The organism is Spirosoma sordidisoli, assembly GCF_004138325.1.
Lineage (GTDB): Bacteria > Bacteroidota > Bacteroidia > Cytophagales > Spirosomataceae > Spirosoma > Spirosoma sordidisoli.
This window is the reverse complement of sequence record NZ_SBLB01000001.1, coordinates 1,856,006-1,870,495: the sequence shown is the minus strand read 5'-3', so window position 1 is coordinate 1,870,495 and position 14,490 is coordinate 1,856,006. Positions and strand designations below refer to the sequence as shown.

Below are 14,490 nucleotides of genomic sequence, written 5' to 3'. Positions count from 1 at the left end.
TACCGGGGTCCGGGCAGCAAAACAGTGTAGGCTGCCAGGACCCCGGTACGGTTCCGAACCGCTGCGTAATTTGTCTCTCTCCGATCAACTTTCTGACATTATTAGTAGCCTGGGTGGCTTTGGGCCAATCGGCTGGCTATCGGTGGCCTTTTGTGGGCTGCTGCTGGCTGAGCTGCTGTTGCTGCGCGCAACCCCCAGCCAGGCGCGTCGGGTCATTGGCCTGCTTACCCTGCTGACGCTGGTCGTAGCCGGCCTGTGGGCTGTCCTGCTGCCCTGGCGCGGGTTTCTGTTCATGCGCCTGCTGTATGTCGATAATCAGGCGCTTTTCTTCCAGGTTGTCGTGGCGCTGAGCGGGGTGCTGGTTGTGGGATACGAGCGACTCATGGGGGCCGATAGTCGCGCCGATTCAGCGGGTAAACTGCCGCTCGAGTGGTATGCGCTGCTGGTGGCCATGACACTGGGGCTGTTTCTGATGACGCAGTCGGTCAATCTGCTCAGCCTATACCTGAGTGTCGAACTGGTTTCCATCTGTTCATACCTGCTGACGGCGCTGACCACCACCCGGAAAGCCTCGGAGGGCGGCATCAAGTACCTGCTCTTTGGTGCGGTTAGCTCGGCCATTATGCTGTACGGGATGTCGCTGCTCTACGGCATGACCGGTACGCTCGACCTGACTGCCGACGCCTTCGGGGCCGAGCTGGCCCGGCAGGATGCGGCCGTGGCCACGGTAGCGGTGCTGCTCACCCTGTCGGGGTTGTTGTTCAAGCTGGCGGGCGTACCCTTTCACGTCTGGACGCCCGATGCCTACGAAGCTGCGCCGGTGCCCGTAGCGGCCTTTTTCTCCGTAGCTCCCAAAGCCGCTGCGGTGCTGGTGCTGATGCGGGTCATCACGGCGCTGCCTGTCGAGTCGGAGAGCGGGGCGGCTACGGTGGGCGCCCTGCAAACGCCCCTGGCCGTACTGGCGCTGGCGGGTATCCTGATCGGTAATCTTTCGGCGCTGCGGCAGACCGATGCCAAACGGCTCCTGGCGTACTCGTCCATTGCTCATGCCGGGTTTCTGCTGGTGGGGGTGGTGGCTCTGAACGAAGCGGGCTTTGAGGCCGTACTGTTCTACGCCGGCACCTACCTGTTCATATCGCTGGCTGCATTCTTTCTGATCGATCTGCTGGCCAGCAGTCAGGGGCATACGCTGGCCATCCGCGACTTTGCGGGGCTGGGCTCCCGACAGCCCGTCTTGTCGGTGGCGCTAACGGTGGTGATGCTGGCGCTGACGGGCTTACCGCCAACGGTGGGGTTTACGGCGAAGCTACTGTCCTTTTCGGCTCTTTACGATGCGTGGCAGCTGAGCGGAAAGCCGTGGCTGCTGGCCCTGTTTGCGCTGGGTCTGCTGAACGCCCTGATTTCGCTCGTTTACTACCTCCGTATCCCGTTCCTGCTGTTTTTCAGGCCCATGCCGTCCACCGTAGGCGGAGAAGCGTCGGCGGGCGTACTACCCCGGGGCGCGCTATGGCTGGCGGTGGGCCTGGTGGTGCCTATTCTGGCTTTTTTTCTTAAACCCGACTGGCTGGCGGGCCTGATTGCGAGCTGGTAAGTAATGCCCGCTGGCTCATTCTGCCCGGCTTGCTTCGGAAAACGCGCCCGGTTTTCGTTTCTTTGCGCCTGTTATGCCCGCGCTAAACCGACCGCTTCGCCAACCCATATCGACCAGGGGTTGGTTCGTATTGTCTGGATGCGCTGGTTTCCTACTTCACTAGTTCGCTTATGAATCCGGTTCTGGATATGTCTCTCGATGAGTTGTTTGATCAGTTCGATCGGCTCCGAGTTCTGATTGTTGGCGATGTTATGCTCGATTCCTACGTATGGGGGCGGGTTGAACGCATTTCGCCCGAAGCACCCGTTCCGGTTGTGACGGTAGACCGGCGCGAACGCCGGCTGGGTGGGGCGGGTAACGTACTCCTCAACGTACAGGCGCTGGGTGCCGAAGCGATCATCTGTTCGGTAATCGGTACGGATACCGCCGGTGATCAGCTCGAGCAGGAGCTCTGCGACCGGGGCCTCAACTGCGACGGGCTGATCCGGTCATCGTCCCGCATCACCACCATCAAAGAGCGGATCATTGCCAGCGCGCAGCAGGTCGTACGGGTCGATACCGAAACCGACAAATACATCACCGCCGACGAGCGCGCCCAGCTGGTGCAGAAAGCCAAAGAGCTGATTCCATCCTGTCATGTGGTGATTTTTGAAGATTACGACAAAGGGGTACTCAGCAAAGAAGCCATTGCCGAAATCACCGACTTCGCCAACCTGCAGAACGTACCGACGGTGGTTGACCCGAAGAAGCGCAATTTCCTGTCGTACCAGAATACCACCCTGTTCAAACCCAATCTGAAAGAGCTGCGCGAAGGGCTGAAAGTAGAGTTTGACGTCGATAACGCAACCGAATTTCAGGCGGTGGTCAGCCAGCTCAAAGAGACGCTGAATCTGAAAGGAGCCCTGATTACCCTGTCGGAGCGTGGTGCGTTCATCGACTATAACGGCGAAACGCTGAAACTACCCGCCCACGTCCGTCAGATTGCCGACGTGTCGGGCGCGGGCGATACCGTCATCAGCATTGCGGCCTGCTGCGTGGCCCTGAAGCAGTCGCCGGCTGTTATTGCGGGCCTGTCGAACCTGGGCGGTGGGCTGGTCTGCGAGTCGGTGGGCGTCGTGCCGATCGACAAAGCGCAGCTGAAGCAGGAAGCCATCGAGACGGGGCTGCGGGCCGACTAGACCAGCGCCCAGCTCATAAAAAAAGCGAACCACGTAGCTGTGGTTCGCTTTTTTTGTGGAACAACTGACGGTTAGTAACCGGGGTTCTGGGTCAGCTGTTTGTTGGTGTCGATCTCGCGCTGCGGAATGGGCAGTACGAGGTTATTGGCGTTGTAGGGCGTGGTACCAACGGTGCCGGCCGTACGCTTGATGTCGGCAATCTGCTGCCCTTCGAAGGCCAGCTCCAGCCGCCGTTCGAGCAGCACGGCCGCCAGGTTCACGCTGGTGAGTGCGGGCGCAGCGGCCCGGGCGCGGATGAGGTTCACATCGGCCAGCGGAGTGGCGCCGACGGTGGTGTTCAGGCGCAGGTTCGTTTCGGCCCGGACCAGGTACATCTCGGCCAGCCGGATAACCGGCACATCGCCAAAACGGTCGTTGAACTTATTCGTGAACACGTTATTGTTGACGGTCGTAAAGAACTGGCCCCGCACATCGGCAGCCTCGTACAGCTGGCGGAATTTGGTCTGCACCCGGATATCGCCCCGGCCCGACACGCGGGTCGATCCGTAGTAGGTGTTGAGTGCGTTGCTGCCGTCCTGATCGGTAACCAGCACCTTGAAAATCGTTTCAGGCGAGGTATCGGTGAAGGCACCGGCAAAGGTGCTGGCCAGCGAGAACGTACCGGCGGTGATGGCGCGGTTGGCGGCATCGCGGGCACCGGCAAAGTTTTGCTGTTGCAGATACACGCGAGCCAGCATAGCCTGGGCGGCCACCTTGTTGGCAAAGCCTTTCGGGTCGGCCGTACCGGCAAAGGAAGCGGGCTGGCTGGCCGGCAGCAACTGTTCGGCTTTCGTCAGATCGTCAAGCACCTGCGCGTATACTTCGGCCACGCTGTTCCGCGGGCGGCTGTCGGCGTCGCCAATCGTTGCGGTGGGCGTCAGCACGAGCGGTACCCCCAGGTTGCTGGCGGGCGTACCGTCGTTGAAACTTTTGCCGTAAAACTTCACCAGTTCGAAGTACAGCGAGCCGCGCAGGAAGCGAGCCTGCCCTTCGTAGTTGTTCCGGTTGGCTGCGCTGACCTTATCCAGGTTGGCCAGTACGTTATTGGCCCGGTTGATGGCGTTGTAGCTGTCGAGCCAGAGGTCGCGCACGTCCACATTAGTGGTCGTGACGGTTTTGCGCCAGAGTTCATCGAGCGTGGTAAACGTTCCTCCGAAGACCACATCGCGGTTGTCGCCTAGCAGCTCGCCGGTATACTGGATACCGCCCCCGTAGAGGTTCACATCGCTGATGCCGTCATAGGCGCCGGTAAGGGTAATCTGTACGTCCCGTTCGGTGTTCAGCGCCTGGCTGGCGTCGATACTCTGGGTTGGCTGTACGGTCAGGCGGTCGTTACAGGCGGTCAGCAACAGGGTGCTCAAACCAACCAGCAATCCGTTTTTTATGTATGTATTCATAATCTGAAATGTCCGTTTGTCGATTGCTTAAAATCCGATGTTGATACCACCCGTGATGGTGCGGGCCTGGGGAGCCGTGTAGAAATCGTAGCCCTGCGCAATGTTGGTAACGATGTCATCGGCGTTAACCTCGGGGTCCCAGCCGGCATAGTTGGTGAAGGTCAGCAGGTTCAGGCCGGTTACGAATATCCGTACGTTGTTGAGCTTGGCCCGGCTGATCAGATTCTTGGGCAGGTTGTAAGCCAGCGTCGCATTCCGCAGCCGAACGAACGAGCCATCGAGAATGAAGCGGGTTGATGGCTGGGCTCCGTTGTTGAAGAACAGACGGGCTTCCGGTACCGTCGTGTTGGTGTTCTGCGGAGTCCAGGCGGCCAGCTGATCAACGGTCTGGTTATCCTCGAAGCGACCGTTGGCCGACGAGAAACGACCTACGCCGTAGAAGTTGATCTTGTTGCCGAATACCCCGTTGAAGAAGACGCTCAGGCTAAACCCTTTGTAGCTGAAGGTGTTGGTAACGCCAGCCGTCCACTTCGGCAGCGGGCTGCCTGCCACTACGCGCTGCGCCTGGTTGTAGGTGCTCGTGGTGGTGCGGTCGATAGAACCGTCCGTACCGGTGGTATTCTTGTACCAGAGGGCGTTTCCGTTGGCCGGATCGACCCCCGCGTATTCGGGCGTAAAGAACACGCCCAGGGGCTGACCTTCAACGGCCCGGCTCATGGCGTTCAGGCCACCTTCGATAATCTGACCCTGTAAGTTCGTGATTTTGTTGCGGTTCGTCGACGCGTTCAGGCTCGTTGTCCAGCGGAAAGCACCCGTGGTATTTTCGGTGTTCAGGACAAACTCGAACCCTTTGTTTTCCAGGCTGCCTACGTTCCGGAACTGGGTAGAGAAGCCGGTTGTGCCCGGCACGTTTACGTTCAGCAGCAGTCCCGTTGTTTGCTTGTTGTAGTAGTCGATTTCGCCGTTGATCCGGTTGTTGAGGAACCCGAAATCAAGACCTATGTCGGCCTGGTCGGTGGTTTCCCACTTCAGGTTGGGGTTAGCCAGCTGCGAGGGCCGCTGACCGGGCAGGCCCGCATAGCCGCCATCGCCGGTGAACAGACCCAGTTGCGGGAAGTTTTCAATTTCGGCGTTACCGGTGCGGCCGTAGCTGGCGCGGAGTTTCAGGAAGCTGATGCCGGAGATGTTCTTCAGGAAGTTTTCTTCGGTCAGTACCCAGCCCGCCGATACCGCCGGGAAGAAACCGTAGCGGCTGTCCTGCCCGAAACGCGACGAACCGTCAATCCGGGCGCTGACGCCCAGCAGATACCGGTCGGCAAACTTGTAGTTGGCCCGAACGAAGTAAGACAGGAAGCGGTAGTCCGTCTGGGTTGAGCTGGCGTTGGTTTTGCGCGCTGCGCTGGCCAGCTGCTTGTAGGCGTCTGAGGGGAAATCCTGTCCTTCGGCCAGGCTGGTTTTCCGCTGCGACTGCTGATAGGACATACCCAGTACGCCGTCGACCACGCTGCGGCCGAAGCTGGTGCCGTAGTTAAAGAAGTTGTTGGTCGTGTAGTTTTCGACGCGTACGTACCGGTTCGAGGCTTCGCCCAGGGGCGAGCCGCTGTTCCGCTGGGTTTTGCTGCTGTAATACAGCTCTTCCTGCTGGTTCAGCACGTCGATACCAAATTCGGTCCGGAAGGTGAGGCCCTTAACGATACCCAACTGGCCGTATACATTGCTGATGTTACGGTATACGGTGGTGTTGAAGTTCGAGTTACCCAGATTCACGATCGGGTTGTAGTAATAAGGAATCGAGATGTCGCCGGGGGGAGTACCTGCGGGCAGCCCGGTGGCCGGGTCCGTCGAAGGCGTCATCGGCGGCAGGGCCACCATCTGAACCGGGTTGTCGAACTGACGGTCGCCCGAGAGCCGCTGGTTGAACGTGCGCGACAGACCGGTGTTGAAACCAACCCGGAACCGATCCGAAATCTTATGGTCGATGTTGACCCGGCCCGAGTAACGCGTCAGGGCGTTGCCGATCAGTATCCCTTTCTGATCCAGAATCTGGCCCGACAGGTAGAACGTCGTTTTGTCGTTACCGCCGTTGATGTTCATATCATACTGCTGGAAGGGCGCATCCTGGTAAGCCAGATCGCCCCAGTTGGTGCTGGCCTGATTGGCGGTGCCGAAGGTGCCCAGTCCCTGCGTCAGGAAGAAATCTTCCATGTATGTCGTATACGAATCGGGGTCGTTGGCTGCGTAGCCGTCGATGCGGTCCGAGTTGGCTGCGGCCTGGCGGTAGAAATCTACGTACTGCTGGGTGTTGAGGAACTGCACCTTCCGGGTGGGCTCGCTCGAACCGGCCTGCGCGCTGAACGTCACGTTGGTGCGACCGGCGCGGCCTTTTTTGGTCGTAATCAGCACCACGCCGTTGGCCGCCCGCGAGCCGTAAATAGCACCCGCCGACGCATCCTTCAGGATTTCGATCGACTCGATATCCTGTGGGTTGATGTCGCTCAGGGGGTTGGTGGCTGCGGCATTGAACGAGAGGTTATCGGTCGTTACCGGCGTGCCGTCAACCACGTACAGCGGCTGGTTGGAGGCCGATACCGACGACTGGCCCCGCACCCGTACCTGAATCCCCTGGCCCAGTTTACCGCTGCCCGAGTTGACCTGCACCCCGGCAGCCTTGCCCTGTATGGCCTGGTCGAAGGTGGTTACGGGCTGATCCTGGATATCGGCCGGGCGAATCTTGGCAATGTTACCGGTCAGGTCGCGCTTGATTTGCTGCCCATAACCCGTGACGACGACTTCGTTCAGGTTGCGGACGTCGGCCTGCAGTTTCACGTTGATAACCGAACGGGAACCTACCTGCTCTTCGATACTGGCGAAGCCAATAAAGCTGAAGATAAGTGTAGCGTCATCGTCAACGTTGAGAGCATAGTTGCCATTGGCATCGGTCAGCGTACCCGTGGTTCGGCCTTTTACACTGACCGATACCCCTGGTAAGGCTGCATTATCATCTGACGACGTAACCCGCCCCGAAACAGAGCGGGTTTGTGCGTGACCCATCTGTACGGCCAGAACGAGCAATGGCAGTACAATTCGTAGAATTTTACTCATAATATGAAGTGGTTAATTCAACAATAACCGCAAAAGTAACGTTTGTCTATTGATTTATAAAGGATATCATGGTCGGTAATACATGCATATATCAGAATTATTATGCGCTTAAATAGAATTATACCAAATATTATACAATAGTATAGTTGTAAAATAGATTAAGTAAATGCTGAAGTATACTAACTTTGTGTTTCCGTACGATTAAGGCGTTTATGATTCGACTGGTTTGCTTTTTCCTGTGGTTACCCGCCTGCTTATGGATAGGCTGTGGAAATCTTGTGTCCACGCCCGACCTCCGGCCAGCGGCCTATACGGCCTGGGTAACGGGCGATACGGCCGATGTACAGACACAACCGCTGGGCGGGCTTGTACTGGCCGGCGGAAGTACCGATGTCGACGCGGCCATGCGCTGGCTGTTGCAGCGCAGCAACCACGGCGATGTGCTCATTATCAGGGCGTCGGGCAGTAATGGCTATAACGACTACCTGTTCAGCCGGCTGGGTGAGCGCGTCAACTCCGTCGAGACGATACTGGTAAACACGCGTGAGCTGGCCCACCATGCCGATATTGTCCGGAAAGTGCGCCAGGCCGAAGCGATCTTCTTCGCTGGGGGCGATCAGGCCAACTACGTCAACTTTTACCGGGCAACCCCGCTGGCCGATGCCCTGAACGAACGCATCCGGGCGGGAGCGGTGCTGGGCGGCACCAGCGCTGGCTGTGCTATTCTGGGGCAGATCTATTTTTCGGCGCTGCACGATTCAATCGTTTCCGACGAAGCGCTGGCCAACCCGTTCGATCAGCGGGTTACGCTGGGGTATGCTGATTTTCTGAAACACCCGCTGCTGGCCAACCTGATCACCGACCAGCATTATACCAACCGCAACCGGCACGGCCGACACCTGACGTTTTTGGCCCGCGCTGCGGCTCAGACCCAACAACCCCGGGGTATCGGCGTCGACGAAAAAACGGCCGTTTGTGTGCTGCCCGACGGCAAAACGCTGGTATTCGGGCAGGGCAACGCCTATTTCCTGCAGGCCGCGGCCACATTGCCCGAAACGTGTACGCCCGGTAAGCCCCTCACCTGGAAAGCCGGCGCCAGAGCCGTACGGGTGGTGCGGGTAGCGGGTGCCGAGACGGGTACGGCCGGTTTCGATCTGCGCACGTTCCAGCCTGCCGATCCGACAGGTGTAACGTACTGGTATGCCGAAAACGGGCAATTGATTAAACCATAAACTACCCGGCCTGGTCCAACGTTTTAGAGAAGAACACTTCTCGTAAACAACGATCATGAACCGCTATTTACTTGCCCTGCTGGTAGGGCTGGTGTGGGCACCGGACCTGCTGGCTCAGGTTCAGTATACCACACCGAAGCCCCGCGTCGACGACGTAAACGATACCGATGTGTCGATTCAACGGGTCGAGCTGACGGATCAGTACACGATCCTGTACATGAAATTTCAGGCCGCGGGTAGCCGCCGGCAGATTCCAGACCGGACCATCAGCAGTACCATTGGGTTTCAGCCGTCGTCGCGCCTGTATGTCAATCAGGGCGAACGGTCGTACAAGTTTGTACGGGCCGAGAACATCCCGCTCGAAACCCGTCGGCGCGTTACCCCTGGCGAGTCGGTCGATTTTGTAGCGTATTTCGAGCGCATCGATCCGGGCTACACGGTATTCGACCTGTTCGAGTGCAAGGACAGCTACGGATACGTTTGTTTCAACTTCTGGGGGGTGCATATCATCAACCCGCCCCGCCCGCCCAAGGATACCTACGCCAAACGGAGTCCGCGTCCGCAGGGGGCCGTAACGCCGGCGCCCCGGCCGCGTAGCCTGCCTCAGTCTGCCCCCGAAACCAAAACCCCGGCTCCCGTAACGCCGGCTCCCGTTCCGGCCAGTATATCGATAACCGGTATTACGCGCAACGCCAAAAGCCGCAAACCCATAACGGCCACGGTTAGCTACCAGCTGATCTCGGGCGCCGAAGCTGCAGGCGACGACCCCGCCGACTCGGTGCTGAGCGGCAGTCTGACCGGCAAGTACCAGATTCCTGTCGACCGGCGGGGCGTTTATGCCGTTACGGCCTCGGCGCCGGGCTATTTCAGCCAGAGCGATACGCTGGCAACGAACCGGATCAACCTTACCCGCGACTTCGACCTGGTACCCATTGAGGCCGGCGCCACGGTCACGCTCCGTAATATCTATTTCAACGTGTCGAAATACGATCTCAAACCCGAGTCGTTTCCGGAGCTCAACCGGCTGGTGACCGTTATGCAGGATAACCCGACCATGCAGATCCGGCTCGAAGGACATACCGATACCGTGGGTGATTTCGATGCCAACGTGGAGCTGTCGCGCAACCGGGTCAACGCGGTGAAGCGGTATCTGGTCAGCAAAGGGATTGCTGCCGGGCGGATCGAAACGGTCGGCTACGGTCCGTCGCGGCCCATCAACACCAACCGCAGCCTGAAAGAGCGGCCCGAAAACCGGCGGGTCGAGATGGTAGTTGTAACGGTGTAAACCGAGACTCTACCTATGTCGTTTGACCTCAACGTTGTTCTGTCGCGTATCGACGAGGCCATCAGGCCATACCCCAAAGCGGCCATGTTCGAGCTGGCCGAACGTGGCTACGACAGCCTGTTCGAGCAGCTGATCTCCTGCATCGTGTCGATCCGGACGCTCGACGAAACAACCATACCCGTATCGTTGCGCCTGTTCGAGCAGGCCCGCACGCCGGAGCAGCTGCTGGCCCTGGATATCCCGACCCTGACGGCCTGCCTGTACGGCTCTACCTACCCCGACCAGAAGGCCTATACGATGCACGGCATTGCCGAACGGATCGTCAACGAATTTGGCGGGCAGTTACCGGCCGACTACGAAACGCTGACCTCGCTGAAAGGGGTGGGGCCAAAGTGTGCGAATCTGGCACTGGGGGTAGCCACGGGTCAGGCGGCTATCAGCGTGGATGTGCACGTACACCGGGTGGTCAACCGCTGGGGCTACGTCCAGACCAAACAACCCGAGCAGACCCTGAAGGTGCTGGAGAAGCAGGTGCCCCGCGAGCAGTGGGTGAACATAAACCGGCTGTTGATGCCCTTCGGTAAACATATCTGCACCGGCACCCTGCCCCATTGTTCTACCTGCCCGGTACTCGACTACTGTGAGCAGGTGGGTGTAGACCGGCATCGGTAAGGGGTTAACAATCAGGATTGCGTGTGATAAAAGTCACAGACGTGAACCTCGGCGGCTGCGTACCTTGCTGGCTCAACCAGGCTCATTAATCACATGGAAACGAACATGGGTTTTCTAGACAAACGCATCCGGCTGTCGATAGCCGCCATCGTCGTTCTGCTCATTGTCACACAACTCGTCACGGGCCTATGGGCCATTGTGCTGGGCATTGTGGCCGTTGTTTTTGCCCTGACCAGTATGACCGGCGTATGCCCCCTCTACACGGTCCTCGGCCTCCGCACCAACCGCCGAAAAACGAGTTCGGCCAAATGAGGCAGTTGTCGACTCGACCCTGTCAGGGGTAAACCCACCGACAAGGTCTGGCGAGCGATCGTATTATCAACCCTGTCAGTGGGTTTACCCCTGACAGGGTTGTTTAGGGAGGCCGGTATAAAATAAGCCAGCCCTGCATACGCCCTGACCAGCGAACGGGTGAGCACCTATAAAAAGCAAGTTGAAGAAGTGGATCAACACTGGCCGTCGACAACGATCCGGCACGACCGTTCCGCTTACGCGGAGCAGAACACACGGGGTTAGTCGATCCTGTAAAGCCAGAAGTCGTACCGGGCAGCGTCCGTAAGATTGAGCACGCATCCAGGGGGAACAACAAAAAATGGTTTGCACAGCTGTGCAAACCATTTTTTGTACAGAAATGTCAAGGCTAAGAAATGACCGTATAGTATAAAGCGACGTTTTGTATGGCTAACAATAACGTATATAAATCAAAATTAAATCTGGCAATAATTGCGTATATTAATGGCTGAAATAGGTTTACTCCAACACCCACTTAAATCCTATAAATTTTGCCTACATCCGGGTTTCTACAGATCGTCAGTCGGTGGAAAACCAACGTTTCGAAATCCTGAAGAAAGCTGACCAGGATCGCGTTCAAATTGATCGATGGATCGAAGAAACGGTTTCGGGAACCAAGAAGGCAAACGACCGCCAGCTGGGCGACGTGTTGATCAGCATGAAGGCGGGCGATCAGCTGTACATTACAGAATTGTCGCGTCTTGGCCGATCCTTGTTCGAAATCATGTCGATCCTTCATTCCTGCATGGAAAAGGATACGGTCATTATATCGATCAAAGAAGGCTATACGCTGGGTAATACCATTAATTCGAAAGTGCTGGCCTTCGCCTTCGGGTTGTCGGCAGAAATTGAGCGCCAGCTGATCAGCCAGCGTACTAAAGAAAGCCTGGCCAGGCGCAAAGCTGAAGGCGTTCAACTGGGCCGACGAAAAGGATCCCTTTCGAGTACGGTAAAATTGTCAGGCCAGGAGGAAACGATACGGGAACTACTGAAAAACAACGTAAGTCATTCTGCGATTGCTAGGATACTTAAAGTGAATCGCCAAACAGTAGCCGCTTTTATTAATAGACGCAGAGTAATCCAATAACATCCTTGTAATCAAAAGGAGTAATTAGTTCATAAAATCATATTATGCTTATAATTCAATCAAATGCCCCCTTCACGTGAATTTGATGAATCAGATATATGTGATGAAAGGTTGTATCTAAATAAAATGAAGTAAATAAATGGCAAAATACGTACCACACTACGAAGATTTTAAGTCATTGGAGACTTGGAGAAAGTTTGCTCTGTCATTATTTTATATGAATACTTTATTGCCAATTCTGATTTTAGTTATTCCTAATACGGACAATTATTCGATATTTCGAAATATTGTCATTGTTGTGACATTTATTTCCTTAATCTTATACTCAATATTAGATGTTTATATTGAATACTTTATTGTTCCAGGGGTAGAAGAAAAAAGAAAAGCTGATTTTCTAGATAATGCGTTTGGTACACATATTCTGTCTAGAAATTCAGTTGACTATTACACTAATGATAACATCGGTATAGGTATTTATAAAGCTGCTGTAAATCTTTTTGAGAATTCCTTATTTACATTTAGAGTATCTAAAGCAATGCTACCCAAAAAGATAATACCTCTTGTATTAGTTCTAGCAGTAGTAATTATTTTAGCGATATTTGGTTGGAAAGACCAGCCAATTGCTCTGCCAGCTTTACAGTTACTGTTTTCGACAGTAGTAGCTGTTGATTTTATAAAGTATATAATATTGCATAATAAGTCAAAAGCAATATATGAAGGTTGGAATAATTTATTTAGAACAACTAATATAAATGAAGATCATGTATCCCAGATTCCTGAAATAATGAGATACTGGCTGATATATGAATCTATGCTTTCGAGACTACAGGTTCCATTGGATGTCCCTGTATTTCAAAGCCTTAATGAAGAGTTATCGTTGGAGTGGGAAGAAATTAAATCTAATCTGCACATAAAATAAAAGGGAATGTCGGTATCAATTAATGCAAAACTAGCAGCTTTTGCTTCTTCACTTTATGTAGGTGTAAACGATGCGGAAGGAGAGAAGATCAGAACGTCAGTGAATAATCTTTCTACTAGATTAATAGCTTCTTTTAAAGGAGATATTCGAAACGTCGAAAAATTTGGCTCATATACTCGCGGGACAATTTTGCCAAGAATATACGATCCTTATTCTGATGTAGATCTTATGATTGTTTGGAATAGGGATGATTTGAATGTTACGCCTAGAACACTAAGGAATTATCTAATTACTTTTTCAGAGACATATTACAGTAGATCTATTTCTTACAGAGATTCGCCTGTAGTTGTGCTAGAATTACAGCATATAAATTATGACCTTGTTCCAGTAATCAAAGTAAGCTCATTTTATAGTCAAAATACATACATTCCCTTAAATGACTCGCAGTGGCAAACAACAGATCCTTTAGGATTTAATGCCACACTTTCATCGTCAAATGTTAAGTATGGATATATTGTGAAGCCAATTATAAGATTGATGAAAGCATGGAATGCCAAGGTCGGCTTTCCTATCTCTCCATATAAGTTAGAGCAAGAAGTAGCAAGTATGAGTTTTTTGGGTGACAACGTTCAATCTGGATTTATATATGCAGCTCAAAAACTCTTAATATACGGGAAGGGATATTCGCAAAATACAATTAATAAGATACAGGCATTGCAGAGTAATATCGAAAGGGTTGACGAAGCACTGCAAACAGATAGGCCATTAACAGCTGTTGGATGGCTAGCTCACATCTTGCCTATTAATAAAGATAGCTTTTAAGAAAGAAGCCCGGTATTACCGGGCTTCTTTGCATTATTCATCCTTTAATTTAACCTAACGGTTAAGATCTTCACTTGTAAAAGTATGGCTTCAGGCGGCCAGAACGGCTTTTTAATTAGGTGACGGTAAGTACATACTGATTACGCGGCCCCCTGACCCCCCTTTTTGTGTTTTGTAAAAATCCTGTCGAACACGTTGATCTTTTCCTTCTTTCGGCGTTCGCTGATGTGTACATACTTCATTGTCGTTTCGATCTTACTGTGTCCTATGTACTCTTTCAGCGTAACCACGTCGCCCCCTAATTCTATAAATAGGGTGTCGAACGTATGCCTGGCGGTATGGGTCGTAATCTTAAAATCGACGCCAGCGGCTTCGCCGATCCCGGCCAATAAGCGGTTTGTATACTGATCCGAATAAGTTTCAAACAGGCGGCCTAACGTCGTCGTTACCAGCGTTTTCGCCAGCGGGTGCAACGGGATCCGGACGACCTTCTGAAATCGGCGGCTTTTGTGGGGCTTTATGACCAGCCAGTCGCCCTTTAGATTGTCGTGGGCGACGGCCTTCGCGTCGCTAATCCGCAAACCTGTAAAACAGCTAATCGGAAAATAGAGGGTCAAAAAGTTTATTCGGAAAGGAATTCGGAAAAGAAAAAGGCCATTTCCATCGTGGAAACGGCCTTTTTACTCTGTTTCGTGGTCCCGACGGGAATCGAACCCATATCAAACGTTTAGGAAACGTCTATTCTATCCGTTGAACTACGGGACCTGTTGCCGGTAGCTGAGCCGGGCAGGAGAAAGGACCGGCCCAGCCCGAGC

General features: G+C 54.3%; 12 protein-coding genes and 1 tRNA gene. 9 read left to right on the top strand and 4 right to left on the bottom strand.

Annotated elements, in window-relative coordinates:
* The first annotated feature begins 70 nt into the window (after positions 1-70).
* Positions 71-1,591, top strand: coding sequence for an NADH-quinone oxidoreductase subunit N (locus EQG79_RS08040; RefSeq protein ID WP_129601043.1), 1,521 nt, complete (start codon positions 71-73; stop codon positions 1,589-1,591).
* A gap of 170 nt (positions 1,592-1,761) precedes the next feature.
* On the top strand, positions 1,762-2,769 hold the full coding sequence (locus EQG79_RS08035) for a bifunctional heptose 7-phosphate kinase/heptose 1-phosphate adenyltransferase (protein WP_129601042.1): 1,008 nt from the start codon (positions 1,762-1,764) through the stop codon (positions 2,767-2,769).
* Positions 2,770-2,840: 71 nt separating this feature from the next.
* Here EQG79_RS08035 and EQG79_RS08030 read toward each other — a convergent pair whose 3' ends face one another.
* Positions 2,841-4,205, bottom strand: a complete 1,365-nt coding sequence (locus EQG79_RS08030) for a RagB/SusD family nutrient uptake outer membrane protein (protein ID WP_129601041.1) — start codon at positions 4,203-4,205, stop codon at positions 2,841-2,843.
* A gap of 27 nt (positions 4,206-4,232) precedes the next feature.
* Complete coding sequence (locus tag EQG79_RS08025) at positions 4,233-7,307, bottom strand: SusC/RagA family TonB-linked outer membrane protein (RefSeq protein WP_129601040.1); 3,075 nt, start codon at positions 7,305-7,307, stop codon at positions 4,233-4,235.
* A 278-nt stretch (positions 7,308-7,585) separates the two neighbouring features.
* On the opposite strand from EQG79_RS08025, the gene EQG79_RS08020 reads away from it, so the two are divergent.
* The 7 genes from EQG79_RS08020 (at position 7,586) to EQG79_RS07990 (ending at position 13,675) form a co-directional block, all read left to right on the top strand.
* Positions 7,586-8,539: a cyanophycinase gene (locus tag EQG79_RS08020; RefSeq protein ID WP_165358850.1), complete on the top strand. Its 954-nt coding sequence runs from the start codon at positions 7,586-7,588 to the stop codon at positions 8,537-8,539.
* Between the two features lie 55 nt (positions 8,540-8,594).
* Positions 8,595-9,824, top strand: a complete 1,230-nt coding sequence (locus EQG79_RS08015) for an OmpA family protein (RefSeq protein ID WP_129601038.1) — start codon at positions 8,595-8,597, stop codon at positions 9,822-9,824.
* Between the two features lie 15 nt (positions 9,825-9,839).
* A complete protein-coding gene (locus tag EQG79_RS08010) occupies positions 9,840-10,496 on the top strand; it encodes an endonuclease III domain-containing protein (RefSeq protein WP_129601037.1) in 657 nt (218 codons plus the stop codon).
* 93 nt (positions 10,497-10,589) lie between these two features.
* Positions 10,590-10,808 carry a YgaP family membrane protein gene (locus EQG79_RS08005; protein ID WP_129601036.1) on the top strand — a complete coding sequence of 73 codons (219 nt, stop codon included), beginning with the start codon at positions 10,590-10,592 and terminating at the stop codon, positions 10,806-10,808.
* A 523-nt stretch (positions 10,809-11,331) separates the two neighbouring features.
* Positions 11,332-11,934, top strand: coding sequence for a master DNA invertase Mpi family serine-type recombinase (locus EQG79_RS08000; RefSeq protein ID WP_129601035.1), 603 nt, complete (start codon positions 11,332-11,334; stop codon positions 11,932-11,934).
* A 139-nt stretch (positions 11,935-12,073) separates the two neighbouring features.
* On the top strand, positions 12,074-12,853 hold the full coding sequence (locus EQG79_RS07995) for a hypothetical protein (protein WP_165358849.1): 780 nt from the start codon (positions 12,074-12,076) through the stop codon (positions 12,851-12,853).
* Positions 12,854-12,859: 6 nt separating this feature from the next.
* A complete protein-coding gene (locus EQG79_RS07990; RefSeq protein ID WP_129601033.1) occupies positions 12,860-13,675 on the top strand; it encodes an SMODS domain-containing nucleotidyltransferase in 816 nt (271 codons plus the stop codon).
* 140 nt (positions 13,676-13,815) lie between these two features.
* Here EQG79_RS07990 and EQG79_RS07985 read toward each other — a convergent pair whose 3' ends face one another.
* The gene (locus EQG79_RS07985; RefSeq protein ID WP_165358848.1) at positions 13,816-14,256 is read right to left on the bottom strand and encodes a tyrosine-type recombinase/integrase; all 441 of its coding nucleotides are present in this window, start codon (positions 14,254-14,256) and stop codon (positions 13,816-13,818) included.
* Positions 14,257-14,368: 112 nt separating this feature from the next.
* A tRNA-Arg gene (locus tag EQG79_RS07980) sits at positions 14,369-14,440 on the bottom strand.
* Positions 14,441-14,490: the final 50 nt, after the last annotated feature.

Coding starts and splice junctions, on each gene's coding strand:
- EQG79_RS08005 (WP_129601036.1), top strand. CDS start 10,590: ATGGAAACGAACATGGGTTTTCTAGACAAACGCATCCGGCTGTCGATA.
- EQG79_RS08015 (WP_129601038.1), top strand. CDS start 8,595: ATGAACCGCTATTTACTTGCCCTGCTGGTAGGGCTGGTGTGGGCACCG.
- EQG79_RS08035 (WP_129601042.1), top strand. CDS start 1,762: ATGAATCCGGTTCTGGATATGTCTCTCGATGAGTTGTTTGATCAGTTC.
- EQG79_RS07990 (WP_129601033.1), top strand. CDS start 12,860: ATGTCGGTATCAATTAATGCAAAACTAGCAGCTTTTGCTTCTTCACTT.
- EQG79_RS08010 (WP_129601037.1), top strand. CDS start 9,840: ATGTCGTTTGACCTCAACGTTGTTCTGTCGCGTATCGACGAGGCCATC.
- EQG79_RS08025 (WP_129601040.1), bottom strand. CDS start 7,307: ATGAGTAAAATTCTACGAATTGTACTGCCATTGCTCGTTCTGGCCGTA.
- EQG79_RS08030 (WP_129601041.1), bottom strand. CDS start 4,205: ATGAATACATACATAAAAAACGGATTGCTGGTTGGTTTGAGCACCCTG.
- EQG79_RS07995 (WP_165358849.1), top strand. CDS start 12,074: ATGGCAAAATACGTACCACACTACGAAGATTTTAAGTCATTGGAGACT.